General features: G+C 68.1%; 26 protein-coding genes. 14 read left to right on the top strand and 12 right to left on the bottom strand.

Annotated elements, in window-relative coordinates:
* Window positions 1–18 precede the first annotated feature (18 nt).
* On the top strand, window positions 19–1254 hold the full coding sequence (dinB, locus tag ACZ6DL_RS27020; RefSeq protein ID WP_466055252.1) for a DNA polymerase IV: 1236 nt from the start codon (window positions 19–21) through the stop codon (window positions 1252–1254).
* Between the two features lie 43 nt (window positions 1255–1297).
* Here dinB and ACZ6DL_RS27015 read toward each other — a convergent pair whose 3' ends face one another.
* From ACZ6DL_RS27015 to ACZ6DL_RS26995, 5 genes are read right to left on the bottom strand one after another with little or no spacing between them, the layout of a single operon-like run.
* On the bottom strand, window positions 1298–2176 hold the full coding sequence (locus ACZ6DL_RS27015) for a phosphoribulokinase (RefSeq protein WP_040866760.1): 879 nt from the start codon (window positions 2174–2176) through the stop codon (window positions 1298–1300).
* 11 nt (window positions 2177–2187) lie between these two features.
* On the bottom strand, window positions 2188–3276 hold the full coding sequence (locus ACZ6DL_RS27010) for a class 1 fructose-bisphosphatase (protein WP_466055250.1): 1089 nt from the start codon (window positions 3274–3276) through the stop codon (window positions 2188–2190).
* 15 nt (window positions 3277–3291) lie between these two features.
* A complete protein-coding gene (locus tag ACZ6DL_RS27005) occupies window positions 3292–4296 on the bottom strand; it encodes an AAA family ATPase (protein WP_466055248.1) in 1005 nt (334 codons plus the stop codon).
* Entirely contained in the window at window positions 4286–4708 is a 423-nt protein-coding gene (locus ACZ6DL_RS27000) for a ribulose bisphosphate carboxylase small subunit (RefSeq protein ID WP_043691098.1), read from the bottom strand. The genes ACZ6DL_RS27005 and ACZ6DL_RS27000 overlap by 11 nt, the downstream gene beginning before the upstream one ends.
* Window positions 4709–4729: 21 nt before the next feature.
* Window positions 4730–6172, bottom strand: a complete 1443-nt coding sequence (locus ACZ6DL_RS26995) for a form I ribulose bisphosphate carboxylase large subunit (protein WP_466055246.1) — start codon at window positions 6170–6172, stop codon at window positions 4730–4732.
* A 150-nt stretch (window positions 6173–6322) separates the two neighbouring features.
* Between ACZ6DL_RS26995 and ACZ6DL_RS26990 the strand changes: the two genes are divergently transcribed.
* Window positions 6323–7192, top strand: coding sequence for a LysR family transcriptional regulator (locus ACZ6DL_RS26990; RefSeq protein WP_245659809.1), 870 nt, complete (start codon window positions 6323–6325; stop codon window positions 7190–7192).
* 65 nt (window positions 7193–7257) lie between these two features.
* Window positions 7258–8112, top strand: a complete 855-nt coding sequence (locus ACZ6DL_RS26985; RefSeq protein ID WP_466055244.1) for a class I SAM-dependent methyltransferase — start codon at window positions 7258–7260, stop codon at window positions 8110–8112.
* 114 nt (window positions 8113–8226) lie between these two features.
* On the opposite strand, the gene ACZ6DL_RS26980 is transcribed toward ACZ6DL_RS26985, so the two are convergent.
* From ACZ6DL_RS26980 to ACZ6DL_RS26950, 7 genes are all read right to left on the bottom strand, one after another.
* Entirely contained in the window at window positions 8227–8517 is a 291-nt protein-coding gene (locus ACZ6DL_RS26980; RefSeq protein WP_466055242.1) for a hypothetical protein, read from the bottom strand.
* A gap of 13 nt (window positions 8518–8530) precedes the next feature.
* Window positions 8531–10006 (bottom strand): ADP-ribosyltransferase family protein, encoded by a 1476-nt coding sequence (locus ACZ6DL_RS26975; RefSeq protein WP_466055240.1) that lies wholly within the window; start codon window positions 10004–10006, stop codon window positions 8531–8533.
* 6 nt (window positions 10007–10012) lie between these two features.
* Window positions 10013–10306 carry a WXG100 family type VII secretion target gene (locus ACZ6DL_RS26970; RefSeq protein WP_466055238.1) on the bottom strand — a complete coding sequence of 98 codons (294 nt, stop codon included), beginning with the start codon at window positions 10304–10306 and terminating at the stop codon, window positions 10013–10015.
* A complete protein-coding gene (locus ACZ6DL_RS26965; protein WP_466055236.1) occupies window positions 10303–10638 on the bottom strand; it encodes a WXG100 family type VII secretion target in 336 nt (111 codons plus the stop codon). Before ACZ6DL_RS26965 ends, ACZ6DL_RS26970 begins: the two co-directional genes overlap by 4 nt.
* Window positions 10639–10796: 158 nt before the next feature.
* Window positions 10797–12377 carry an FHA domain-containing protein gene (locus ACZ6DL_RS26960; protein ID WP_466055235.1) on the bottom strand — a complete coding sequence of 527 codons (1581 nt, stop codon included), beginning with the start codon at window positions 12375–12377 and terminating at the stop codon, window positions 10797–10799.
* Window positions 12374–12817: a hypothetical protein gene (locus ACZ6DL_RS26955; protein WP_466055233.1), complete on the bottom strand. Its 444-nt coding sequence runs from the start codon at window positions 12815–12817 to the stop codon at window positions 12374–12376. The genes ACZ6DL_RS26960 and ACZ6DL_RS26955 overlap by 4 nt, the downstream gene beginning before the upstream one ends.
* Window positions 12818–12821: 4 nt before the next feature.
* A complete protein-coding gene (locus ACZ6DL_RS26950) occupies window positions 12822–14363 on the bottom strand; it encodes a hypothetical protein (RefSeq protein WP_466055231.1) in 1542 nt (513 codons plus the stop codon).
* A 142-nt stretch (window positions 14364–14505) separates the two neighbouring features.
* Here ACZ6DL_RS26950 and ACZ6DL_RS26945 point away from each other — a divergent pair, with 142 nt between their 5' ends.
* The 11 genes from ACZ6DL_RS26945 to nuoK all read left to right on the top strand — a co-directional run bounded on the left by ACZ6DL_RS26945 (window position 14506) and on the right by nuoK (window position 26136).
* Complete coding sequence (locus ACZ6DL_RS26945; protein ID WP_466055229.1) at window positions 14506–14925, top strand: Rv3143 family two-component system response regulator; 420 nt, start codon at window positions 14506–14508, stop codon at window positions 14923–14925.
* A 474-nt stretch (window positions 14926–15399) separates the two neighbouring features.
* Window positions 15400–15780 (top strand): NADH-quinone oxidoreductase subunit A, encoded by a 381-nt coding sequence (locus ACZ6DL_RS26940; protein ID WP_466055227.1) that lies wholly within the window; start codon window positions 15400–15402, stop codon window positions 15778–15780.
* A 51-nt stretch (window positions 15781–15831) separates the two neighbouring features.
* The gene (locus ACZ6DL_RS26935) at window positions 15832–16386 is read left to right on the top strand and encodes a NuoB/complex I 20 kDa subunit family protein (protein ID WP_040866749.1); all 555 of its coding nucleotides are present in this window, start codon (window positions 15832–15834) and stop codon (window positions 16384–16386) included.
* Window positions 16383–17159: an NADH-quinone oxidoreductase subunit C gene (locus ACZ6DL_RS26930; RefSeq protein ID WP_174550030.1), complete on the top strand. Its 777-nt coding sequence runs from the start codon at window positions 16383–16385 to the stop codon at window positions 17157–17159. Before ACZ6DL_RS26935 ends, ACZ6DL_RS26930 begins: the two co-directional genes overlap by 4 nt.
* Complete coding sequence (gene nuoD, locus ACZ6DL_RS26925) at window positions 17159–18493, top strand: NADH dehydrogenase (quinone) subunit D (RefSeq protein WP_466055224.1); 1335 nt, start codon at window positions 17159–17161, stop codon at window positions 18491–18493. The genes ACZ6DL_RS26930 and nuoD overlap by 1 nt, the downstream gene beginning before the upstream one ends.
* Complete coding sequence (gene nuoE / locus ACZ6DL_RS26920; RefSeq protein ID WP_466055222.1) at window positions 18490–19260, top strand: NADH-quinone oxidoreductase subunit NuoE; 771 nt, start codon at window positions 18490–18492, stop codon at window positions 19258–19260. The genes nuoD and nuoE overlap by 4 nt, the downstream gene beginning before the upstream one ends.
* Window positions 19257–20579 (top strand): NADH-quinone oxidoreductase subunit NuoF, encoded by a 1323-nt coding sequence (gene nuoF, locus ACZ6DL_RS26915; RefSeq protein ID WP_466055221.1) that lies wholly within the window; start codon window positions 19257–19259, stop codon window positions 20577–20579. Before nuoE ends, nuoF begins: the two co-directional genes overlap by 4 nt.
* Window positions 20576–23113 carry an NADH-quinone oxidoreductase subunit G gene (locus tag ACZ6DL_RS26910; RefSeq protein WP_466055219.1) on the top strand — a complete coding sequence of 846 codons (2538 nt, stop codon included), beginning with the start codon at window positions 20576–20578 and terminating at the stop codon, window positions 23111–23113. The genes nuoF and ACZ6DL_RS26910 overlap by 4 nt, the downstream gene beginning before the upstream one ends.
* The gene (nuoH, locus tag ACZ6DL_RS26905) at window positions 23106–25013 is read left to right on the top strand and encodes an NADH-quinone oxidoreductase subunit NuoH (RefSeq protein WP_466055217.1); all 1908 of its coding nucleotides are present in this window, start codon (window positions 23106–23108) and stop codon (window positions 25011–25013) included. The genes ACZ6DL_RS26910 and nuoH overlap by 8 nt, the downstream gene beginning before the upstream one ends.
* Complete coding sequence (locus ACZ6DL_RS26900) at window positions 25010–25840, top strand: NADH-quinone oxidoreductase subunit J (RefSeq protein WP_466055215.1); 831 nt, start codon at window positions 25010–25012, stop codon at window positions 25838–25840. The genes nuoH and ACZ6DL_RS26900 overlap by 4 nt, the downstream gene beginning before the upstream one ends.
* A complete protein-coding gene (gene nuoK / locus ACZ6DL_RS26895; protein ID WP_063048808.1) occupies window positions 25837–26136 on the top strand; it encodes an NADH-quinone oxidoreductase subunit NuoK in 300 nt (99 codons plus the stop codon). The genes ACZ6DL_RS26900 and nuoK overlap by 4 nt, the downstream gene beginning before the upstream one ends.

The following is a 26136-nucleotide window of genomic DNA, read 5'->3' as shown; positions in this document are numbered from 1 at the left end:
GGAGGCTTATGCGAACATATGTTCGTGTCCGATGCGTCCGTCCCCCACAGGCCCCGGATACTCGCGCGGCCGGAGGCATCGATCCTGCATGCCGACCTCGACTCGTTCTACGCTTCGGTCGAGCAGCGGGACGACCCGCGGCTGCGCGGCAAGCCGGTGATCGTCGGCGGCGGCGTGGTCCTGGCGGCGAGCTACGAGGCGAAGGCGTTCGGGGTGCGCACGCCGATGAACGGCGGGCAGGCGCGCCGGTTGTGCCCGCACGCGATCGTGGTGCCGCCGCGGATGTCGGCCTACGCCGAGGCGAGCAAGGCCGTCTTCGAGATCTTCCGCGACACCACGCCCGTGGTGGAGGGCATCTCCATCGACGAGGCCTTTCTCGACGTCGGCGGGCTGCGCCGGATCGCGGGCGAGCCGGTCGCCATCGCGACGCGGCTGCGCGCGCAAGTCCGCGACCGGGTCGGCTTGCCCATCTCGGTGGGCATCGCCCGCACCAAGTTCCTCGCCAAGGTGGCCAGCGCCGTCGCCAAGCCCGACGGGCTGCGGCTGGTCCGGCCGGACGGCGAACTGGAGTTCCTGCATCCGCTGCCGGTGGAGAGACTCTGGGGTGTCGGCGACGTCACCGCGCGCACGTTGCACGAGCAGGGCATCACCCGCGTCGGTCAGCTGGCCGAACTCGGCGAGCGTCCGCTGCGGGCGATACTCGGTCCCGCCGCCGCCCGCCACCTCTATGCCCTGTCCTGGGCGCGGGATCCGCGTCGCGTCGAGACCGGCAGGCGGCGGCGTTCGATCGGCGCCCAGCGCGCCCTCGGGCGCAAGCGCCGTCCTCCCGACGAGATCGAGGCCTACCTGCACGGGCTCACCGATCGGCTGGGCAGGCGGCTGCGCGCCGCCGACCGGGTGTGCCGAACGGTGGTGCTGCGGCTGCGTTTCGACGATTTCACCCGGGCCACCCGCTCCCACACGCTCGCCCAGGCCACCGGCCACACCGAGACGATCCTGTTCGCGGCCCGCGCTCTGCTCGCCGGCGCGATGCCGCTCATCCAGGAACGCGGCCTCACCCTGATCGGCCTGGCGCTGACCAATCTCGACGACGCCGACACCGTCCAGCTCTCGCTTCCCTTCGAGGCCCGCGCCACCGGCACCCTCGACGCGACCCTCGACGACTTGCGCAACCGTTTCGGCTCCGCGGCCGTCACCCGCGCGACCCTCCTGCACCGGGGCGAGGGCCTCTCGGTCCCGCTCCTCCCCGACTGACGCCGACGGCGCTCGCGGTACCGGGCAGCGGCCGCACCATCCCTCAGTACGACCGTTTCGGCCGCTTGTCCATCAACCGCAGGATCAGCGGCGTGAAGATCAGCTGCATGGCCAGCTCCATTTTGCCGCCGGGTACAACGATGCAGTTCGACCGCGACATGAACGAGTCGTGCAGCATCGACAGCAGATAGGGGAAGTCGATCACCTTCGGGTCGGCGAACCGGATCACCACGAAACTCTCGTCCGCCGTCGGAATGGTGCGCGCGATGAACGGATTGGACGTGTCCACCGTCGGCACGCGCTGGAAGTTGACGTAGGTGCGGGAGAATTGCGGGCAGATGTAGGTGACGTAGTCCGGCATCCGCCGCAGGATCGTGTCGATCACGGCCTCGCTGGAGTAGCCGCGCTCGGTCTTGTCCCGGATCACCTTCTGAATCCACTCCAGATTGATGATCGGCACGACGCCGACCAGCAGATCGGTGTACCGGGCCACATCGACCGTGGAGGTGACCGCCGCGCCGTGCAGGCCCTCGTAGAACAGCAGATCGCTACCCGGCGTCAATTCCTCCCACGGCGTGAAGGTCCCCGGTGACTGTCCGTAGGGCTTGGCCTCGGTCTCGTCGTGCAGGTATCGGCGCACGGTCCCGACGCCGGTCTCGCCGTAGTCGCGGAACAGCGTCTCCAGTTCTTTCAGCAGGTTGGCTTCCTCACCGAAATGCGAGAACCGCAGATTGCGGGTCTGCTCGGCCTCGGCCATGGCCAGTTTCATCTCGTTGCGGTCGTAGCGGTGGAACGCGTCGCCCTCGACAACGGCCGCGGTGATCCCCTCGCGGCGGAAGATCTCCTGGAAGGTCCGGGTCACGCTGGAGGTCCCCGCCCCGGAGGATCCGGTGATCGCGACGACCGGGTGCTTGACCGACATGGTTCTCCTCTTCAGCGCTGGGCCGGACGAAACAGCGACCGCCTGCCGAACAGCGAACTGTCGAAGCTGGGCCCCTCGTCGGGTTCACGGTGATACCGCTCGATGCGCTCCACTTCGTTGCGGGAGCCGAAGATCAGCGGCACCCGCTGGTGGACATCCCCGGGCAGCACTTCCAGCACCCGCTCGCTGCCGGTGGTCGCCGCGCCGCCGGCCTGCTCGACGATGAACGCGATCGGGTTGGCGCCGTAGAGCAACGCCACCCGCCCCGGACGCGCGGGCGGGCGGGTGTCGCGCGGATACAGGTACACCCCGCCCCGCGTGAGGATGTGGAAGGTGTCGGCGACCAGCGATGCCACCCAGCGCATGTTGAAATCCCGCTCGCGTGGCCCGTCCACGCCGTCCAGGCACTCGTGCACGTAGCGGCGCACGGGTCGCTCCCAGAAGCGCTCGTTGGCCGCGTTGATCGCGAAACCGGAGGTGTCCTCGGGAATGCGCATCCGCGGGTGGGTCAGCACGAACGCGCCGATCTCCCGGTCCAGGGTGAACCCGTCCACGCCGCTGCCGGTGGTCAGCACCAGCATGGTCGCGGGCCCGTACAGCGTGAACCCCGCGCACACCTGCTCGACACCGGACTGCAGGAAGTCCTCCGCGGCCGGACCGTCCCGCGACCCCGTGTCCCGCACGGGCGCGCGCAGCACGCTGAAGATCGTGCCCACCGGAAGGTTCACGTCGATGTTCGACGAACCGTCCAGGGGATCGAACGCGAGCAGGTATTTCCCGCGCCGATGTGTGGCGGGCACCGGATGGATCTCGCTGATCTGTTCGGAGAGCAACGCCGAAAGGTGGCCGGTCCACTGGGTTTCGGCGACCATGATGTCGTTGGCGATCGCGTCCGGTTCGCGGTGCACCGTCCGCGGGCGGTTGTCCGGCCCCGAGGGGCCGAGCGATCCGACGATCGCGCCGCGGGTGACCTGATTGGCGACGATCTTCGTCGCGGTCGCGATCACGTTCACCAGGGCGGAGAACTCACCGGACGAGCCGGGATGCCGATGCTCCTGCTCGATGGTGTAGCGGGTGAGGGTCTTCAGTCCTTCTGGCATAGCGCCTCGATCTCGTCACCGGGGGGCTCGTGCGGTGGGCCCGGGGTCGGTGAACACGCTGCTGCCGTACACATCCTGATCGGTGAGCGTGATCAAATCGGTCTTGGTCAGTGGTCTGCGCAGCTCGACGAGCCGCTTGGCCTGCCGCAACCGGCAGCGGTCCAGCGCGTTGCGAACGCTGCGCGCGTTGGAGAAGCGCGGACGGGCCATCCGGCGTTCCAGGTACTCCCCGAAAGCGCTGCGCGCCGCGTCGTCGAAATGGAAGTTCTCCGCGGCCACCATGAGTCCGGCGATGTCCAGCAGCTCGGCGTGGGTGTAGTCGGCGAACTCCAAATGGTGGGCCACCCGCGAGGACAGGCCGGGGTTGGCGGAGAAGAAGCGATCCATCCGGTCCGGGTATCCCGCGAAGATCACCACCAGGCTGGCGCGCTCGTTCTCCATCTCCTGCAACAGGATCTCGATCACCTCCTGCCCGTAATCGCGTTCGTTCTCCGGCCGGAACAGGTAGTAGGCCTCGTCGATGAACAGCACGCCGCCCGCCGCCTTGGCCAGCGCCTCCTTCGTCTTGGGGGCGGTGTGCCCGATGAACTGGCCCACCAGGTCGTCACGAGTGACGGTGTGTACCTTGGGTTTGCGGATATAGCCGAGCGCGTGCAGCATCTGCGCCATCCGCAATGCCACCGTGGTCTTGCCCGTGCCGGGCCCGCCGGTGAAGCTCATGTGCATGGTCGGCCGCGACGAAGTCAGCCCGAATCGCTGCCGCGCGCGGTCGATCAGCAGCAGCGCCGCGATCTCGCGCACCCGCCGCTTCACCGGGGCCAGGCCGATCAGTTCCGCGTCCAGTCTGCGCAGCGTCTCCTCGACGTCGTGGCCTGCGATGTCGGCCGACAGATCCAGCACCGCGTCCTCGCCCAGGATCTCCGGCGCCTCCGTTTCGGCGGGCGCCGTCCGCACCGCGCCGGGGAGGTCGGTCCCCGGCCGGTGCAGACGGAATCCCGAGCCGTTGGGCTCAGCCGCCATACCGGTCTCCCGGGCGGACGGTCGTGGCATACGAGTGCAGGCCGTAGGTCTGCCTGCGGTCCGGGCCCTCGGTGCGGGTCAGCACGAAGCCGGGCTCGTCGGGCGGCCGCTGCACCAGGAAGCTCAGTGCTGTCGTCTGTCTGGTGTAGCGGGCGTCGTAGGCCAGCACCCGCACGTAATGCCGCGGGAAAGTGGCTCGGCAGGCGTTGATCTCGGCCAGGACACCGTCGGGCTCGTCCAGGTCGAACAGCGGCAGCCCCCACATCTCCCAGTAGGCGTTGCGTGGATGCGGATCGTCGGTGTATTCGATGGATACCGGCCAGCTGTTGAGCAGCGCGTAGCGCACCTGGGCGGCGATCTGCTCATCGGTCAGCGGCGGCAGGTAGCAGAACGTTCCGTGCCGTAGATACATCGGTTTGTCCTTCCGGGATGGTCAGCGGCTGGCCGTCGGCACGGCATCCGGCGCGTCGGTGGAGGTGTAATCGAAGGTGACATCGCCCCAGGTAGCGAGGGCGACGTCGAGCGGGCGGCAGATCTCGGCCGCCTTGCGCAACACCTCGGGCCCCTCCTTCAGCAGATCACGGCCCTCGTTGCGGGCCTGGACGACCGCCTCCAGCGCGACCCGGTTCGCCTCCGCGCCCGCCGCGATGCCGAGCGGATGCCCGATCGTGCCACCGCCGAACTGCAACACCACGTCGTCGCCGAACAGGTCGAGCAACTGATGCATCTGCCCGGCATGGATACCGCCGGAGGCCACCGGCATCACGCCGGGCAGGCTCGCCCAGTACTGGTCGAAGAAGATCCCGTTGGCCGGCTCGGTCCGAACGTGGTTGTCCCGCAGGGTGTCGTAGAACCCTTTGGTCGTCGCGGGATCGCCCTCCAGCTTGCCTACCACGGTGCCCGCGTGCAGATGATCGACGCCGATCAGCCTGCACCACTTGGCCAGCACCCGGAAGCTGACCCCGTGCGTCTTCTGCCGGGTGTAGGTGGAATGCCCGGCGCGATGCAGATGCAGCAGCACCCCGTTGCGGCGCGCCCAGTACGACATCGACTGCATCGCGGTGAATCCGACGGTGAGGTCCATCATGATGACGACGCTGCCGAGTTCCTTGGCGAACTCCGCGCGCTCGTACATCTGCTCCATCGACGCCGCGGTCACATTGAGGTAGTGGCCTTTGATCTCGCCGGTCTCCGCCATCGCGCGGTTGACGCCCTCCATCGCGAACAGGTATCGGTCGCGCCAGCGCATGAACGGCTGGGAGTTGATGTTCTCGTCGTCCTTGGTGAAATCCAGGCCGCCTTTGCACGCCTCGTAGATCACCCGGCCGTAATTGCGCGCCGATAGCCCGAGTTTCGGTTTCACCGTCGCACCGAGCAGGGGCCTACCGTATTTGTTGAGATATTCGCGTTCCATCACCGTGCCGTGCGGCGGCCCCTGGAACGTCTTCACGTATGCCACCGGAATGCGCATGTCTTCCAGCCGCAGCGCCAGCAGCGGCTTGAAACCGAACACGTTGCCGATGATCGACGAGGTCAGGTTGGTGATCGATCCCTCCTCGAACAGGTCGAGATCGTAGGCGATGTAGGCGAAGTACTCGCCCGGCCGCCCGGGGACCTCCTCGATGCGATAGCACTTCGCCTGATAGCGCGAGTGCGCGGTGAGCCGGTCGGTCCACACCACCGTCCAAGTGGCCGTGGAGGATTCACCCGCCACCGCGGCGGCCGCCTCGATCGGATCGACGCCGCGCTGCGGGGTCACCCGGAACACGGCGAGCACGTCGGTCTCCGTCGGCTGGTAGTCGGGCGCGTAATACCCCATCGAGGCGTAGGTTTGGACACCCGGATCCCAGCGGTCGCGTTCGATTTCTTCGGCCATCGTTCCTCCTGCTGTGCCACTGCGGGACACCCGCACCCGGGCGAACGGGCGTGCCTTGGGATTTCCAGGATGACGGGCCGGATACCGACAAACAATTTGATTGTTTCTCGCGATACTCAACGTTTTCTTCGAGTTTGTTACCGTCGTTCGATGGGTATGGTGAGCGCGGCACGGATGGAAACCTTCCTGGCCGTCGCCCGCCACGGCGGCATTCGCCGCGCCGCGGCGCAACTGCACATCACCGAAGCCGCCGTCTCCGCGGCCGTCGCGCATATCGAGAAACAGCTGGGGGCCAAGCTGATCGCGAAGTCCGGCCGCGGCATCACGCTCACCGAGGCAGGCCGCGTCTACGCCGAATACTGCCGCGGCATCCTCGGCCTGATGAAGGAGGCGCAGGCCGCGGTGCGCCGCGCCGAGACCGGGCGCCTGCGGATCGGCGTGGTCGCCACCGCGGGTGAATACGTTCTGCTGCGGCCGCTCGCGTCGTTCCGCCGCCGGTTCCCCGACATCGAACTGAGCCTGTCGGTGCATCCGCGCGACGCGCTGTTCCTCGAATTGCAGCATCACGAAACGGATCTCGTCATCGCGGGCCGCCCACCGCGCGACACCGGGCTGGTGGTGCGCGCCCGGCGGCCGAGCAGCCTGGTCGTGGTCGGCCTGCCGGAATTCGATCCGCTGCACGCCACCTGGCTGCTGCGCGGGCGCGGCTCCGGCACCCGCGAGGCCACCCTCGGCCTGCTCGACCAGCTCCGGATCGAACCGGCCACGCTGACCCTCGGTTCGCACGGCGCCGTCCTGGCCGCCGCGCGAGAAGGCCTCGGCGTCACGCTGATCCACAGCGATGCCATTTCCCATGATCTGGAGAACGGTGTGCTGCGCGTGCTGCCGGTCGAGGGCACTCCGCTGGACCGTCCGTGGCATGCCATCACCACTCGCACCCCGACGCCGACCACCCGGCTGTTCCTCACCCATCTGCTCGACCCGGCCGAGGTCGGCTCCGACGCCTTCCACCCCGGTTGATCGCGCTGCTGGGCACGGCGGCCGGGCGCGGAGAATCGCCGGATCGATGTGACAGACTGGCTGCCATGACCCGAGGGGACGTACCGTCCGACGTGTCCGACACCGCGCGCTGGGTCGCGGCCTACCGTGCGCGCGAGACGGCGCGCCGGGACGCGCTGTTCCGCGATCCGCTCGCCGACCGGCTGGCCGGCGAACGCGGCCATGCCATCGCCGACAGCGCACCCCCCATGATGCGGGACGGGTGGCCGATCGTCACCAGGACCAAGCTGATCGATGACCTCGTCGCCAAAGCGATCACCGAGGGTTGCGACCGCGTGCTCAACCTCGCCGCCGGCCTGGACACCCGACCCTATCGGCTCGAGCTCCCGGCCGAGCTGCTCTGGATCGAGGCGGACCTGCCGGGGATCGTCGCCGAGAAGGACGACGCGCTCGCCGGTGAGACGCCGCACTGCGTGCTCCTGCGCCGAGCGGTCGATCTGGCCGACCCCGAGGCCCGCGGGAAGTTCCTCGACGAGGCGCTCGGCGCGATCGGCCCGGTCACCGCCCCCGCGTCGAAGGCCCTGGTGCTCACCGAGGGGCTGCTGATGTACCTCGATCCGTCTACGGTCACCGAGCTGGCGGACGCCCTGACCCGTCCGGAAATCGCCTGGTGGCTGCTCGACCTGAGCCTGGGCATGAAGAAGATGCGTTCCGGGGACACCTTCGCCAACGCGCCGATGAAGTTCGAGCCGCCCAACGGCGTCCGCTTCTTCGAAGACCTCGGCTGGCAGCCGGTCGAGCTGGAGAACCTGCTGGTGCACGCCCGCAGGTTCCGCCGTGCACCTTGGTACCTGCGCCCGTTCACCTATCTCCCCCAGCCCGACCCCCGCAAACCCATGCGCAACCCCTGGTCGGGCATCACCCGCTTCCGTCGGGCGTGAGTGGCCGACCGGCCGCGGGGGCGTCTCGACCTCGATTTGTCACGCCGCCACCTAACTAACCAAGAGGCCTCGCTACGGCGAGGCCTCTCTTCGGTCGGCGTTGCGGTCGATGGATCAGTGCCTGTCGCGCTGCTGCTGCTCCCACTCCGCCCGTTGGCGCAACCACTCCGCTTCGCGCCGGTCGCGCGCCTCCTCGGTGTTATGTTGCCGATACCACTCGTCGGCCTCGGTTCCTGCCAGGTCGTCTTTGAATCGCTCAGGAAGGTCGTCTGGATGCACTTGTGGGCGCCGCGACCTGAATTCCGCGAAAGCAGCTTCGGCTGCGGCCATCACTTCGGGGGGAATGTCGTCGGGGCTTCCCGGGCTCCACCTCTTGCCGATTGCTCTGAATGTCTCCTGCTCCACAATGTTCTCCTGTCTACTTCGGAACTACTTCGACCATCTCGATGATCGTGCGGCCGGTCACCCAGTCGGTTGTAATGTTCGTAGGTTTGAATGTGGTTCCCGTCTTGAACAACACTTCAGGATTGCCAGGTGCGGAGTGTTGCGTGATATCTTTTCCGGTTTGCGAGAAGTAGTTGAATTCGACATTACCTTCTCGAACATTGCCGCCATTTTTCAACGGTGAGGTACTGGTAAATGCATCTTCGGTGACATTACCACCTTTTCGATATGCATCGTAATACTTCTGAATGTCCTCCGGCCGCAGCTCCGTTACGCGAGTGACCGGTCCTTGATGGTCCGGCAGTTTGTCCAGCGCGGAATTGAGCGTGTCGACGTAGCGTTGCTGCTCCGGAGTGAGGGGACGCCCGGCCCGCAAGGGGAGATTCGCGTACTGGTGTCCCGATCCGGAGTAATCCGCGATCGCGTCCACCTCGGCACGCGACAGCGACGCGGGTCGCGTCGGCGCCGCAGCCCGCTCCCCCATCCGCTTGAGCCGCTGCAGCTCCTTCTCCTTCTGCGCCAGGCCACCGAGTCGATTCGCCCGGAAGGGCTTTGCCTTCCGGGCGATCTTCCACCCGTCGACCAGCGCACGAATCGGCGTTGCGACCTTCGCGATGATCTGTGCCGCCCGCGCACTACCGGCAGCCGCGCCCAGTCCGGCGGTAACGACGGACGCGGCAGCGGCTATCGCAATCGTGATCGCCAACTCTTTCAACAGCTCTTTGCCCAAGTCCTCCAAGAGGAGAACAAGCTTTTCCCGCAGCTGCTTCAAGTCGTCTTCATGGTCCAGGCAGGACATCGAGAACTCGTCGAAGGCGGCAATGGCATCGTTCGCGGCATCGCGCAGCATCGCGATATTCTGCACGATGAGCGAAATCTCCGGCGCAGCATTCTGCTCGATTTCCTCGGCAATCTGGTCGAGCGTATCCGGAAAGCCGGTCACCGACGGATCGTTTCGGATATTCTTCCACGCATCCGCCACGGCCCGCAATTTATCGGTATCACCATCCGGGACTGTTATGCCGATTGTCTCTATCAGCTCGACAGAATCTGAAACCAAGCCGTTTCCGGGACCACCCGCGCTGGGCAGCGGCACCCTGCACAGGTACACGGCCGGAGGAAATGGAGCAGGTTTTTCCGGTCCACTACCGCCTGCGTTGACGGTGGCTGTGTGTTCGGCCGCCGCATAGTTGTAGCCCACGGTCTGCAGGACGGATGCGAAATTCCCACCCGCTTCGGCAATGAGCGTGGTCTGTCGCAGCAGTTCTCCGGCACCGTTGTCGTAGGCGTCCGCCCATTCACGAGCCTCCTTATAGCTTCCCGCCATGCTCGAGCAGTTCGATAGCGCACCGAAACGTCCGTCGATGGCGGAAAACCAGTTGGCAGCGGCCTGCTGCAATCTGGTCGCTGTCGAGTAGTACGTCTGCGGGTCGACATCCATCACAGTCATGCGGTCTCAGCTCTCCAGCATCCGCATGTTGGTGGTGATCGCATCGCTGTAGGCGGCATGTGCCGCTGCCGCAGCGGCACGCATGGCTGCGATGCCGTCGCGGACGTCGGCCGCGCCTTCGGCCCAATCTCGATGCGCCTCAGCGTGGGTCGCCGCAGCGGCACCGGTCCATGCGCGGTGCAGCGCGGTTACCCGTTGCTCGACGCCGGTGAAGGTGTCCTCGGTGAATCCGACGAGCCCGGCGATACGGGCGGTCACGGCGTCCAAGTGGTCGAGGTCCACCCCGAATGCGGAAGTCACGGCAGATCCAGCGAGGATGTCGCGGCCATGATGGCCTCGGTGCGGGCAGTGTCGGTGCCCACGACCGTGTCGACCGATACGCCGAGCAACTCACCCATGCCGTGCAGGGCCTCCAAAATGCTGATGGCGCCCTGACGGGCCTCGCCCCACGCCGTGGAGTAGGCATCCGCGGCCGAGCCGCGCCATGTCGCCATGAGCCCGGCCACCTCGGTATCGGCCGAGCGGATGCCGTCCCGCAGTGTTTGCGCGGCCTGCTGGATGTAGCGGCCCGCGTCGGAGACTTCGGCTGGGACCATAACGAAATCTGTGCCGAAGCCCGCTGTCTCGGTCATGCAATCCCCTGTCTGCGTAGTGCGTCATGCGTGTTTCATCTGTGATCTTGCAGGTTTGGACGCACCGTCCGTCACGCTGGTTCCGATTGAGTCCACTTCGAAACCAGGAAGGCCGCAACGGTCACCGTGTCCCGCCGATCGGCGGTCGCGTACCGGGATTACAGCTGGCCGTGCTGAGAGTCGAAGGTCAGGACCCGGCCGCCCAGTTGGATCTGGGCGCCCGGGGCGAGGGTTATCGGTAGGCCAGGGGCCGCCCGGACCCAGTCCTGACGTCCGGGATGACGAATGTGGGTGCCGTTGGTGGAACCGCCGTCCACGACCGTGACGTCCCAGTCGACGAGGCGGATCTCCGCGTGTGCTCGCGACATTCCGCCGGAGCTGTCCTCCAGCCGTATCGGGCGCGCGCCACGCGCGACCGCCTCCGAATACTCCGGCTCGCGACCGAGGACGCAGTCGTTGTCCAGCACGAACGACGTGCCGTCGTCGAGTAACAGCACACCCAGCGGTGGGCGCACCCCTTCGCTGAGCACGCAGGTGAGCTGATCCATCCGGATGCCGCACACCGCGCAGAACGACACTCGTGGATCGTTGTGATGATGCCGGGCGCACTGGAAGCCGTGCACGATCACCCGGTGCCCCAGCGGGTTCGAACCGGTCGAGCCGAGCGCGTCCGCGACGACCTCGGAGGAGGGCACCATCGTCTCGGCGAGATTCGCGTCGTTGGCGATCGCGTATTCCCGATCGGTGCGATGGGCGGGCCGCGCCGCAGCCTGCTCGGAACCCGGCGGTATCGGCTGCGCGACCGGAGGCGTCATGCCTTCGCGTGGCGCGGCCCGCCGCGGCGCCGCCTGGAGATCGACTTCCGTTGCGGTGTCGTTGGATTCCTCGCCTTTGCGCAGGTTCGGCGCCCGCCGTGGCGGTGCTCCGGACACCTGCTCGGAACCCGGCCGAGTCGCGGGACGATGCGGTTGCTGCGCGAACTGCGGCCCCGTGGCAGGGTGCGGTTGCGGCGCCGCGACCGCGGGCGGCTCCGGGACGACAGCCGGTTCGGCCGCTGCGCGTCCTTCGAGGTGCCGCGGCGCCGTCGTTCGCCGGGGTGCGGGGCCGGGCTCTCGTGCCGATGTAGCCGCGGGCGGCTGGTGCGCCGATCGGGGTGGCCGCATGGACTCGGTGGCGCCCAGGTTCTCCGGTTCGCCGTCGATCGCGCCGGGCAACGCACCCGGCCACCGCACCGCACCCGACCCCGGGGCGGTCCCCTCGCCGAGCGCGAAGATCCCGCGCCCCGGCAGGGCCTCCGCCGCCCAGCCCGCCTCGTCCACGAACAATCCCGCGCCGCCGACGGGGGCGGGAGTCACCATGCGGTCGACGGTGAATCCGGCGTCCCGGCCGCGCAGCACCTCCGGGTGGCCGGGACCGGCGAGCACCGCGGTGACCCCACCGTGCAGGAACACCGCGAGGCCGTCGTCCACCGGCGTGATCACCCCGAATTCGACCTCGTCCTCCTCACCGTTGGACAGGCTCATCAGCCACGTCGTGGCCAGCCGCGCCACCGCGCGCCCGCTGCGGCGCCGGTCGCGCGCGACGGCTTCACGCACGATGTCCAGCAGCGCCGTCATCGTCCGGGCCGCCATCGTCTCCGCCGTCACGGCGCTGTCGCCCCGGTGCGCGACGACCACGACCACGCCGCTCGCACTCGCCACCAGATGGGCACCGGGCAGCACCTCGATCTGCGCGCTCACAGGAATCGGCCGCCCTGGAACCGCCACCGGTGGAACACCACCCGCATCGGCCCGTTCACGATGAGCCAGAAGACGATCCACGTGAGAACGAATTGAATGCCGAACGCCGCGGGCGAGGGACGCAGATGTTCGGGCAACACCACCGTGGTGTGGCGCACGAGGAGCCACATCAGCGCCCCCTCGTTGACGATGGTGACCAGACCGAACAGAGTCGGCCAGTCCTTCTCCCAGCGGAACTGTTGCAGGAAATGGTAGAGCAATTCCCAGAGCACACCGACCAGAACGGTGGCCAGCAGGACCGACAACGTCACCCGGTACGCCTGACCGATGCTCGACGAGCCGGTCGGCAGAAACGGGGTGATGATCAGCGCGACGACGAAGCCGATCACGCTCAGCGCGAGAAGACGGGTCTGGATTCGCCCGTTCAAGGTAGGAAGCATGTGCTCAGATCTTCTCGTTCGTAACCCACAGCCACCATTGCCGCGTCGAGCGCAGTGGTCCCATCCTGCGGCAGAACCCGACCGCGGCCAGATCGTCGGCGATCTCCTGCGCGGCGATCTGCAGCCCCAGGAAAGTGTCCACACCGGCGAACGGCCCGCCCAGCGTAGCGCTGCCGGAGGCGTACATCCGCCCGGTGCCGCTGCGGGTGCCGATCAGCTCGAACGAGGTGTCCACGTCGAGCCTGCCCAGCGGATTGCGACCGGCACCGGCGTGGTCGAGCAGGTCGGCCAGCAGACGGTGCTCGCGGATGTCGGCTTCCAGCCCGGTGCAGTCGACGATGTAGTCGACGGTCGTGTCGAACGGTCGCGTCGGCGGCGGAAACGGCAGTGGCGCAGTGGCGTCCGGGAGAATCGTCGCGACCACGCCTTGGCGTCCCTCTGCGGGGCGCGGAGCCCGCATCGTGCCCGCCATCACCTGATACCACCCCTCCCTGCGGCCCCGGCGCAACTGTTCCTGCCAGTTGTCCCGAATCGGGGTATTGGTGCCGGAGATCTCCTTGTACGCCCGCGCCCGTTCCTCACCTTGCAGGTTGCGCACTTTCTGCTTCAACTGACCGCCCCACACCGACTTCGGGTAGTTGAACCCCTGATAGGCCCACCCGTCGCCGCCCTTGCGCCTGCTGAAGATGTTCTTGCCGTGCGGGCCGGCGACATACGTGCGGAACAGGTGCAGGATCCGGGTGTCGAGCCGGTACTTGTCGCGGTCGTCGATGAGCCGTTGCAGGACGCGGCTGGCCACGATCCCGCTGCCGCGGATCAGCACGGTACCGGGCCGACGCTGCAGCGCCTGGTAGACGTGCTCGTGCGGCTCGTAGGCGTTGACCACCCGGGTCGGGTCACGGTGGGTCTCGCGATACTCCTGCAGGTCCGGCAGTAGCTTCAGACCCGGATACCCGACCGCCACATGGACATACGTGCTGCGGAAGGCGACCCGCTTGGTCGGCGCCGCACCCGCAGGCGGGGTGAGGATGGTGAAGTATCCGCCGCCCTGACGCTTGCGCACCATGCGTACCTGGCCGCGATGCAGGGACCGGGCGTAGCCGATGCGGTGGAACTCCCGCTCCATGGCGGCGAACGCCTGGCCCGCGCGCGGGGTGTAGTAGTTGGCGAAGATGGGCTCGACGAAAACGTTCCACAGCGGTTTGATCGACTTGTCCGCGACGGCCTCGCGCACCGCGTACGACGGGAAGCCCCACATGTTGTCCGGCATCGAGGCCGAGTCGCTGCGCAGGCGCTCGCCGCGCGGAATCTGCGAGACCCGGGTCAGGTACTCGTAGGAGGCCCAGGGGTGCTCCTGCGGGCCGAGCACCGCCATCGCCTCGGCGGGCACGCCGAAGATCCGGAGCGTGTCGTAGGTGACGAACGATCCGATTCCGCTGCCGATGGTCACGAACGGCACGTCGATCACCGGAATCCCGGCGCTGCCCAGCATTTCATCGGTCCATACGTCGGTGTCGACGAGGGCCTGGGTGATATCTCCCCGCATCGGCCGGACTCTACCGGCAGATTCTTATCAACTGCTTGCCATCGGCTTTCGGGCGATGATGCCGCTGCTGACGCGCGGTGCACGACGCGCGCGAGACCATCTGCGCCGAACCTGCCACGCGGTCCGCCCTCGCGGACGTACCATGCCGTTCGTGGCCGATTCCCCTCGTTCCACCCCTCTGCGGGTTCTCGTGTACAGCAACGACGCCGACACCAGGCGCCAGGTGATCCAGGCCTTGGGCAAGCGTCCCAGTCCGGAGTTACCGGAGTTCGAGTACCTCGAGGTCGCCACCGGTCCGGTGGTCATCGCGCAGATGGATGCCGGTGGCATAGACCTGGCCGTTCTGGACGGTGAGGCGAGCCCGACCGGCGGGCTCGGCATCGCCAAGCAATTGAAGGACGAAGTGGACGCCTGCCCGCCGATTCTGGTGCTGACCGGGCGGCCGGACGACGCGTGGCTGGCGAACTGGTCCCGCGCGGAGGCCGCGGTGGCGCATCCGATCGATCCGCTCCGGCTCACCGAGGCCGTTGTCGCGCTGCTGCGCAGCCGTTCCGCGGCTTGATCACCGAGGCCTCCACTCAGCTATTCATAGCGATCATGAATTAGTCGCGGTCGGCCCCCGGCCACGCTTCGGCGCGGTGAAACGCCGCTCCAAGCCTGCCCTCGGCAGCCCTCCCGGGCACCGTACCTCCGTTGCGGTTGCCTACTCTGATCCCGCTCGGGACCACATTCGACGTCGTGATATCCACTGTCGGCCATCATCCAACTGACCGTTCACCCAACGTCGCGATCGTCCGCGCGGATTACCACCGTTTCGGTCATAAATGCTTGTACTGAATTCGATCAAACGGCGGCCCCAAACCCGCTGCGGAGCGACCGTTCGGTTGTAGGCTGTGCCCTACCTCACATGGATCCGGATCCAGGAATCACCGGTTCCGAGTGGAGCCGAGGGGCGAGTCCGTCCGAGGCGGACACCGACGTCAGCCCGCCTCGGACGCTGTTATCAGCTGCAGCTCGCAAGAGGGGAAGTGCAGTCGTGAATATCGAGGTGCCGACGCTCGTACTCGGCGCGATCGCGGCGGCGTTCGCGCTGTTCTCCATCGCCCTATCGGCCCTGGTCGGGCCGAAGCGGCGCAATCGAGCGAAGCTGGAACCGTACGAATGCGGGATCGAACCCACCCCGCATGCCGTCGCCGGGGGTCCGGGAAGCGTTACGGGACAACGCTTCCCGGTGAAGTACTACCTCACGGCGATGTTGTTCATCATCTTCGACATCGAGATCGTGTTCCTCTACCCGTGGGCAGTCCACTTCGATGCGCTCGGTCTCTTCGGTCTCGCCGCGATGGCGTTGTTCATCGTCAACGTCTCGGTGGCCTATGCCTACGAGTGGAAGCGCGGCGGTCTCAATTGGGACTGATTGCCGCGCAACCGAATTCGTAGCAGACGAGTGGAAGCGAGTCAGTAGAACATGGGTCTCGAGGAAAAACTGCCCAGCGGCTTCCTGCTGAGCACGGTCGAGGATTTCGCCGGATACCTGCGCAAGGGCTCCCTATGGCCGGCCACCTTCGGGCTGGCCTGCTGCGCCATCGAAATGATGGCCACCGGCGGGGGCCGCTTCGATATCGCCCGCTTCGGCATGGAAGCATTCCGCGCCTCGCCGCGGCAGGCGGATCTGATGATCGTCGCGGGCCGGGTGAGCCAGAAGATGGCCCCGGTCCTGCGCCAGGTCTACGACCAGATGACCGAACCGAAATGGGTACTGGCGATGGGCGTCTGCGCCTCGTCGGGCGGGATGTTCAACAACTACGCCATCGTGCAGGGCGTCGATCATGTGGTGCCGGTCGACATCTACCTGCCCGGCTGCCCGCCCCGGCCGGAGATGCTGCTGAACGCGATCCTGGCACTGCACGCCAAGATTCAGCAGATGCCGCTCGGCGTCAACCGCGAAGAGGCCATCCGCGCCGCCGAACAGGCCGCGCTCGCCTCGACGCCGACCATCCGGATGGAGGGTCTGCTGCGATGACCTTCGACACCCCCGACGACACCGACATCCCGCCCGCGCACGACGCGATCGACGCCGCGGCCACAGCGGGCCCCGAAGGCACTTTGCCGGAGGAGGATTCCGCGCAGAGCGGAGCCGACGTGATCGGGGTGCGCCGCGGCATGTTCGGCGTCACCGGCACCGGCGACACCTCCGGTTACGGCGGTCTGGTCCGCCCGGTCACTCTGCCCGGCAGCACGCCCGCCCCCTACGGCGGGTACTTCGACCAAGTGGTCGACGCGCTGCGCGCCGCCCTCACCGCCGCCGGAACCCGCTCGGACGCGGCGCTGGAGAAGGTGATCGTCTTCCGCGGCGAGCTCACCCTGCACGTGCACCGGGAGCAGCTGCTGCCGGTGGCGCGCGCGCTGCGCGACGATCCCGCACTGCGTTTCGAACTCTGCCTCGGCGTCAACGGGGTGCACTACCCGGAGGATTCCGGCCGTGAACTGCACGCCGTCTATCACCTCATGTCGATCACGCACAACCGCCGCGTGCGGGTGGAGGTCTCCGCACCGGACGCGGACCCGCATATTCCCTCGCTCTACGAGGTGTACCCGACCACCGACTGGCACGAGCGCGAGACCTACGACTTCTTCGGCATCTTGTTCGACGGGCACCCCTCGCTGACCCGGATCACCATGCCGGACGACTGGCGCGGCCACCCCCAGCGCAAGGACTACCCGCTCGGCGGGATCCCGGTCGAATACAAGGGCGCGCGCATCCCGCCGCCCGACGAGCGGAGGGCTTACAGCTGATGAACGACACCGACACCGCGCCCGGCGTCGCCGAGGGCGTCGCACCCGAGCCCGTCACGGTCACCGTGGCGGGGCAGGACTGGGAGCAGGTGGCCGAGACGCTGGCCGGTGCGGGCGAGGAACGCATCGTCGTCAACATGGGCCCGCAGCACCCGTCCACGCACGGTGTGCTGCGCCTGATCCTGGAGATCGAAGGCGAAACGGTCACCGAGGCCCGCTGCGGAATCGGCTACCTGCACACCGGGATCGAGAAGAATCTCGAATTCCGCAACTGGACCCAGGGCGTCACCTTCGTCACCCGCATGGACTACCTGTCGCCGTTCTACAACGAGACGGCCTACTGCCTGGGCGTGGAGAAACTGCTCGACATCACCGAGCAGATCCCGGAGCGCGCCACGATCGTCCGCGTGCTGCTGATGGAACTCAACCGCATCTCCTCGCATCTGGTCGCCCTGGCCACCGGCGGCATGGAACTCGGCGCGCTGACGCCGATGCTGTTCGGCTTCCGCGAACGCGAGCTGATCCTCGACGTGTTCGAGACGATCACCGGACTGCGCATGAACCACGCGTACATCCGCCCCGGCGGCCTGGCCCAGGACCTGCCCGACGACGGGGTCACCAAGGTACGCGAACTGCTCGCACTACTGCCCAAACGGCTGCGCGACATGGAACACCTGCTCACCGCCAACCCGATATGGAAGGCGCGCACCCAGAACATCGGCTATCTCGACCTGCAGGGGTGCATGGCCCTCGGCATCACCGGCCCGGTGCTGCGCGCCACCGGCCTGCCGCACGACATCCGCAAAGCCCAGCCCTACTGCGGCTACGAGAACTACGAATTCGACGTCCCCACCACCAGCGGGTGCGACTGCTACGGCCGCTACGTCATCCGGGTGGAGGAGATGAAGGAGTCGCTGAAGATCGTCGAGCAGTGCCTGGACCGGCTGCGGCCAGGCCCGGTCATGATCGATGACAAGAAGATCGCCTGGCCTGCCGACCTCCAGGTCGGCGCGGACGGCCTCGGCAACTCGCCCCGGCACATCGGCAAGATCATGGGCACCTCCATGGAGGGGCTGATCCACCACTTCAAGCTGGTCACCGAAGGCATCCGCGTCCCCGCGGGCCAGGTGTACACGGCGGTGGAGTCGCCGCGCGGCGAGCTGGGCGTGCACATGGTCAGCGACGGCGGCACCCGCCCCTACCGGGTGCACTATCGCGACCCCTCGTTCACCAATCTGCAAGCGGTCGCGGCGATGTGCGAGGGCGGCATGGTCGCCGACGTCATCGCCTCGGTCGCCAGTATCGACCCGGTCATGGGCGGAGTGGACCGATGAACCCGACATCGCACAGCGAATCCACCGACGGCGGTGGCCGCGGGCCGGGCGGGACGCAAGTCCTGCTGAAGCTCGGCACCCGGCCCGAGCCCTATCAGCCATTCGTGCGCGAGCGACTCGAGACCGACGCCAAGGAGATCATCGGGCGCTATCCGCATCCGCGCTCAGCGCTGCTGCCCCTGCTGCACCTGGTGCAGTCCGAGGAGGGCTACGTCACCGGAACCGGGATCGAGTTCTGTGCCGAGCAATTGGGCCTGACCGGCGCCGAAGTCACCGCGGTGGCCACCTTCTACTCGATGTTCCGGCGCACACCCACCGGCGACTACCACGTCGGAGTGTGCACCAACACGCTCTGCGCGGTGATGGGCGGCGATGCCATCCTCGCCACGCTCGAGCACCATCTCGGCATCGGGCACGGCGAGACCACGGCGGACGGATCGATCACGCTCGAGCACGTCGAGTGCAACGCGGCCTGCGATTTCGCGCCGGTGGTGATGGTCAACTGGGAGTTCTTCGACAACCAGACCCCCGAATCCGCACGCGCCCTGGTGGACGCGCTGCGCGCCGGACAGCAGGTCACTCCCACCAGGGGCGCGCCGCTGTGCACGTTCAAGCAGACCGCGCGCATCCTGGCCGGGTTCCCGGACGAGCGCCCCGGCGTGCTCGACGGCGCCGCGGGCTCGGCCACGCTCGCCGGTCTGCGGGTCGCCCGCGAACAGGGCATGCAAGCCCCTGCGCCGCAAGAGGATCCGGAGGGCCCGCGATGACGCTCACCCCGGTATTGACCACCCACTGGGACGATCCGCGGTCCTGGACGATGGACGCCTACCTGCGCCACGACGGCTACCAGGCGCTGCGCACCGCCCTGCGGATGGAACCGGACCAGATCATCCAGACCGTCAAGGACGCGGGCCTGCGTGGCCGCGGCGGCGCGGGCTTCCCCACCGGCATGAAGTGGAGCTTCATCCCGCAGGGCCCAGGGCCCGACGGGGTCACCAAACCGCACTACTTGGTGGTGAACGCCGACGAGTCGGAACCCGGCACCTGCAAAGACATTCCGCTCATGCTCGCCTCGCCGCACGCGCTGATCGAAGGCGTCGTCATCGCCGCCTACGCCATTCGCGCGGCGCACGCGTTCATCTACGTGCGCGGCGAGGTGGTGCCGGTCCTGCGACGGTTGCAGGCCGCGGTGGCCCAGGCCTACGAGGCGGGCTTCCTCGGGCACGACATCCTCGGCTCCGGCTACGACCTCGAGCTGATCGTGCACGCCGGCGCGGGCGCCTACATCTGCGGCGAGGAGACCGCGCTGCTGGACTCCCTGGAAGGCCGCCGCGGCCAGCCTCGCCTGCGCCCGCCGTTTCCCGCCGTCGCCGGTCTCTACGCCTGCCCGACCGTGGTCAACAACGTCGAATCCATCGCCAGCGTGCCGCCCATCATCCGCAACGGCATCGCGTGGTTCCGCTCGATGGGCAGCGAGAGGTCACCCGGATTCACCCTCTACTCACTGTCCGGGCACGTGGCCCGGCCGGGCCAGTACGAGGCGCCGCTGGGCGTCACGCTGCGCGAACTGCTCGGCTACGCGGGCGGCGTGCGCGCCGGGCACCGAGTGAAGTTCTGGACCCCGGGCGGTTCGTCCACGCCGCTGTTCACCGAGGAACACCTCGACGTGCCGCTGGACTACGAAGGCGTCGCGGGCGCGGGATCCATGCTCGGCACCAAGGCCCTGCAGATCTTCGACGACACCACCTGCGTGGTGCGCGCCGTGCTGCGCTGGACGGAGTTCTACGCCCATGAATCCTGCGGCAAGTGCACCCCGTGCCGGGAGGGCACCTACTGGCTGGTGCAGCTGCTGCAACGGATCGAAGCGGGCGCGGGCGTCACCGCCGACCTGGACAAGCTGCTCGACATCAGCGACACCATCAACGGCAAGTCGTTCTGCGCCCTCGGCGACGGCGCGGCCAGCCCGATCATCTCCTCACTGAAGTACTTCCGCGAGGAGTACGCCGAACACCTGCGGCTCGGCGGATGCCCATTCGACCCGGCGCGCTCCACCGCGTGGGCCGAGTCAGGAGAAGAGGTCCGATGAAACCGGTATCGCGCAGCGATTCGATCAGGGGTGGCGGTCGGGCGACGAGTGGGCCCGCCACGGTGGGTGACCGCACCGGCGGGCCCGCGCCCGCCGATCTGGTGACCGTGACCATCGATGACACCGCCGTCAGCGTGCCGCCCGGCACGCTGCTGATCCGGGCCGCCGAACTGATCGGCATCCAGATCCCCCGCTTCTGCGACCATCCGCTGCTGGACCCGGTCGGCGCCTGCCGTCAATGCCTGGTCGAGGTCGAGGGACAGCGCAAACCGGTCGCCTCCTGCACCATGGCCGTCACCGACGGCATGGTGGTGCGCACCCAGCTCACCTCTCCCGCGGCCGACAAGGCGCAGGAGGGCGTGATGGAGCTGCTGCTGATCAACCATCCGCTCGATTGCCCAGTATGCGACAAGGGCGGCGAGTGCCCGCTGCAGAACCAGGCGATGTCCACCGGCCGCGCCGAATCGCGGTTCGACGGACGCAAACGCACCTATCCGAAACCGATTCCGCTGTCGACCGCCGTGCTGCTGGACCGGGAACGCTGCGTGCTGTGCGCCCGCTGCACCCGTTTCTCCCAGCAGATCGCGGGTGATCCGTTCATCGAGCTGATGGACCGCGGTGCGCTGCAACAAGTCGGCACCGCGCAGGCCGAACCCCTGGACTCCTACTTCTCCGGCAACACCGTGCAGATCTGCCCGGTGGGCGCGCTCACCGGCACCGCCTACCGATTCCGCGCGCGTCCGTTCGACCTGGTGTCCAGCCCGAACGTGTGCGAGCACTGCGCCTCCGGTTGCGCGCAGCGCACCGACCACCGGCGCGGCAAGGTGCTGCGCCGACTGGCCGGGGACGACCCGCAGGTCAACGAGGAGTGGAACTGCGACAAAGGCCGCTGGGCGTTCGCCTACGCCACCGAACCCGACCGGCTCACCACCCCGCTGGTGCGCGGCTGGGACGGCGAGCTCGCCCCCGCCTCCTGGTCGGAGGCGCTGGCCGCGGCCGCCGAGGGACTGGCCGCGTCGTTCGGCAACGCCGGCGTGCTCGTCGGCGGCCGGGTCACCGAAGAGGACGCCTACGCCTACGGCAAGTTCGCGCGAGTCGCCCTCGGCACCAACGACATCGACTTCCGTTCCCGCGCGCATTCGGCGGAGGAGGCCGACTTCCTCGCCGCCCGCGTCGCGGGCCGGTCCGCCACGGTGACCTACGACAGCATGGAGGCCGCACCGGTCGTCCTGCTCGTCGGATTCGAACCCGAGGAAGAGTCGCCGATCGTCTACCTCCGATTGCGCAAGGCCGCGCGCAAGCGCCGTCTGCCGATCTACTCGCTGGCGCCGTACTCCTCGCGCGGGCTCGAGCGCATGTCCGGACGGCTGATGCGCGCCGTGCCCGGCGCCGAACCGCATCTGCTCGACGCCATCCGCGCCGGCGAGATCACCACGCCGGGGGCGGATCCCGCCCAGCTGGCCGATCTGGCGCGGCTGCTGCGCGAACCCGGCGCGGTGATCATGGTCGGTGAGCGGATGGCGGGGGTCGTGGGCGCACTGTCGGCCGCCGTGCGCCTCGCCGACGAAACCGGAGCCGCCCTCGCCTGGGTGCCGCGCCGGGCAGGCGAACGCGGCGCGGTCGAAGCCGGCACCCTGCCCGGCCTGCTCCCCGGCGGCAGGCCGGTCGCCGATCCCCGTGCCCGCCAACAGGTTCGAGCAGTCTGGAACGTGCCGGAACTGCCCGTCGGCGCGGGCCGCGACACGACGGCCATCCTGGAGGCCGCCTCCGGCCTCGGCGCACTGGTCATCGGCGGGGTCGATGTCGCCGACCTGCCCGACCCGGCCGCCGCGCTGGCCGCGATCGACGCGGCCAGGTTCGTGGTGAGCCTGGAACTGCGCCGCAGCCCGGTCACCGAACGCGCCGACGTGGTGTTCCCGGTGGCCGCGGCCATGGAGAAATCCGGCACCTTCCGCACCTGGGAGGGCAGGCCGCGCCCGTTCGCCGCCGCGCTCGGCGAGGACATGGTGCGCCGCCGGTCCGCGCCGCTGTCGGATCAACGTGTGCTGCACGCCATCGCCGAGGAGATGTCGGTGCGTCTGGGCCTGCCCGACGTCGAGTCCGCTCGCGCCGAACTCGACGAACTCGGCGCGTGGGACGGCGCGCCCGTCACCGCGCCCACACACCAGCCGCATCCGCTGCCGCGGCCCGAACCCGGCACCGCGGTGCTCGCCAGTTGGCGCATGCTGCTGGACGCGGGACGCATGCAAGACGGCGAACCGAACCTGGCGGGCATCGCCCGGCCGCCGATGGTGCGCCTGTCGGCCGCCACCGCCGCCGAACTCGGCGTACAGCCCGACGATCCGGTCACCGTCGCCACCAGCCGCGGCGCGGTCACGCTCCCCCTGATGATCAGCGACCTGCCCGACCGCGTCGTGTGGCTGCCGCAGCACTCGCCGGGCTGCTCCATCGCCGAGCAGCTCGCCGTCCAGCCCGGCGCGATCGTGCATCTGCGGCACGCCGACGAGAGGATGAAGGAGCACCGTCATGAGTGAGCTCGCCACGCTCGTCACCGCGTCGACGGTCACGCACGCCGCTGCCTCCGATCCGTACACTCCCGCGGGCTTCGGACACGACCCGCTGTGGCTGGTGATCGTCAAGGCCGTGGCCATCTTCGTCTATCTGATGTTGATTCCGCTGATCGCGGTGCTCGCGGAGCGCAAGATCGTGGCACGCATGCAGATGCGGATCGGCCCGAACCGGACCGGGCCGTTCGGGTCGCTGCAGAGCATCGCCGACGGCGTGAAGATGGCCCTCAAGGAGGACATCGTCCCGGCGATCGTGGACAAGCCGATCTACATCCTGGCGCCGGTCATCGCGGTGGTGCCGGCGTTCATGGCGTTCGCGGTGATCCCGCTCGGACCCGAGGTGTCGTTCTTCGGCGTCACCACCCCGCTGCAGCTCACCGATCTGCCGGTGGCGGTGTTGTACATCCTCGCGATCACCTCCATCGGCGTCTACGGCATCGTGCTGGCCGGCTGGTCGTCGGGCTCCACCTATCCGCTGCTGGGCGGGTTGCGCTCGACCGCACAGGTGATCTCCTACGAGATCGCGATGGCGCTGTGCTTCGCCACCGTGTTCCTGCTCGGCGGCACCATGGCCACCTCCGGCATCGTGTCCGCGCAGGAGGGCACCTGGTATGTGTTCCTGCTGCTGCCGTCGTTCCTGATCTACTGCGTCTCGATGGTCGGCGAGACCAACCGGGCCCCGTTCGACCTCCCCGAGGCCGAGGGCGAGCTGGTCGGCGGCTTCCACACCGAGTACTCCTCGCTCAAGTTCGCCATGTTCATGCTGGCCGAATACGTCAACATGGGAACGGTTTCCGCGCTGGCCACCACCCTGTTCCTGGGCGGCTGGCACGCACCGTGGCCGCTGAACATGTGGGACGGCGCGAACTCCGGCTGGTGGCCGGTGCTGTGGTTCACCGCCAAGGTCTGGACGTTCCTGTTCGTATTCATCTGGCTGCGCGGCACACTGCCCCGGCTGCGTTACGACCAGTTCATGAATCTCGGCTGGAAACTGCTGATCCCGACCTCGCTGGCCTGGGTCATGGTCGTGGCCACCGCACGGGTGCTGCAGGCCGAGGGGTACCCGGTGCAGACTCCGATCCTGGTGATCGGCGGCTTGGTGGTCACCGGCTTGCTGGTGCTGCAGTTCCTGCGGGCGGGCCGGGCCATGGGAACAGCGCCGCCCGTCGAGGAACCCGTGGCCGCGGAACCCACCGATTCGACGGTCTTCCTCGGGTTCCCGGTGCCGCCGCTGCCCGCCGACGCGCACGAGCGCGACGCCACCCGCACCAAGGCCGGTCTGCTCGACCCGCTGGCCGGGTTCGCGGTCACCGCCGCGACCATGTTCAAGAAGCCGAACACCGAGTTCTATCCGGAGCAGAAGACGCCGACCGCGCCGCGCTACCACGGCAGGCATCAGCTCAACCGGCATCCCGACGGCTTGGAGAAGTGCATCGGCTGCGAGCTGTGCGCGTGGGCCTGCCCCGCCGACGCGATCTACGTCGAAGGCGCCGACAACACCGAGACCGAACGGTTCTCGCCCGGTGAGCGGTACGGCCGGGTCTATCAGATCAACTACCTGCGCTGCATCGGCTGCGGATTGTGCATCGAGGCCTGCCCCACCCGGGCGCTCACGATGACCAACGACTACGAGATGACCGACGACAACCGGGCCGACCTGATCTACGAGAAGGACCGGTTGCTGGCGCCGCTACAGCCCGGGATGAGCGCGCCGCCGCACGCCATGCACCCCGGCTCCGACGAAGCGGACTACTACCTCGGCCGGGTCCCCGGCGACGCGCCTGCCACCAACGGCGCCACCGCGGTCCCTCTCCCGGCCGGCACGCCGAGGCAAGCCGCCGCGGCCGCGGAAGGAGCGACACGGTGACCGATGTGATCCTGGCCGCGGAGCCGTTGACCCGCGCCTCCACCGGCGAGACCATCCAGTTCTGGATCCTCGCTCCGCTGGCCGCGCTCGGGGCGCTCGGCATGGTGTTCGCCCACAAGGCGGTGCACTCCGCGCTGTGCCTGGCCACCACGATGATCGCGCTGGCCGCGTTCTACATCGCCGAGGACGCGCTGTTCCTCGGCGTGGTGCAGATCGTGGTGTACACCGGCGCGGTGATGATGCTGTTCCTGTTCGTGCTGATGCTCGTCGGCGTCGACTCCGCCGAATCGCTGAAGGAGACCATCCGCGGCCAGCGGCTCGCCGCCGCCGCGGTCGGCGTCGGCTTCGGGCTGCTGCTCAGCGGCGGCATCGCCCACGGCGTGCGCGAATCCGGGATCACCTTTCCCGCCAACGGATTTCCCGGCCGCAACGTGATCGCCGAACTGGCCGAGCTGATCTTCCTGCGCTACGTGTGGGCCTTCGAACTCACCGGCGCCCTGCTGATCACCGCCACCATCGGCGCCATGGTGCTGGCCCACCGCGAGCAGTTCGGGCCCCGTACCGATCAGCGCGAATTGTCGCGCCGCCGGTTCCGCGAGAAAGGGCACCGCGCGACCCCGCTGCCCACCCCCGGCGTCTACGCCAGGCACAACGCGGTGGACGTCCCCGCGCGGCTGCCCGACGGGTCGTTCGCGGAACTGTCGGTCAGCACCATCCTGCGGCACCGCCGCACCAGGGCGCTCACCGAAGCGGCCGTCATCTCGGTCGGCACCACGCCCGCATCGGACGGGACCGACAACCCCAGCGACGAGGAAGGCAACCGGTGAATCCCGAGAACTACCTGTTCCTGTCCGCCCTGCTGTTCACGATCGGCGCGGCCGGAGTGCTGCTGCGGCGCAACGCCATCGTCGTGTTCATGTGCATCGAACTCATGCTCAACGCGGTGAACCTCGCGTTCGTCACCTTCGCCCGGATGCACGCCGACCTGGACGGTCAGGTGTTCGCGTTCTTCACGATGGTGGTCGCCGCCGCCGAGGTCGTCGTCGGCCTGGCCATCATCATGACCATTTTCCGCGCCCGCCGCTCGACCTCGGTCGACGACGCCAACCTGCTGAAGTTCTGA

The sequence above is a fragment of the Nocardia sp. NPDC041819 genome (assembly GCF_055590505.1).
The sequence above is the reverse complement of the archived record's forward strand: the minus strand, read 5'-3'. Positions and strand labels throughout refer to the sequence as shown.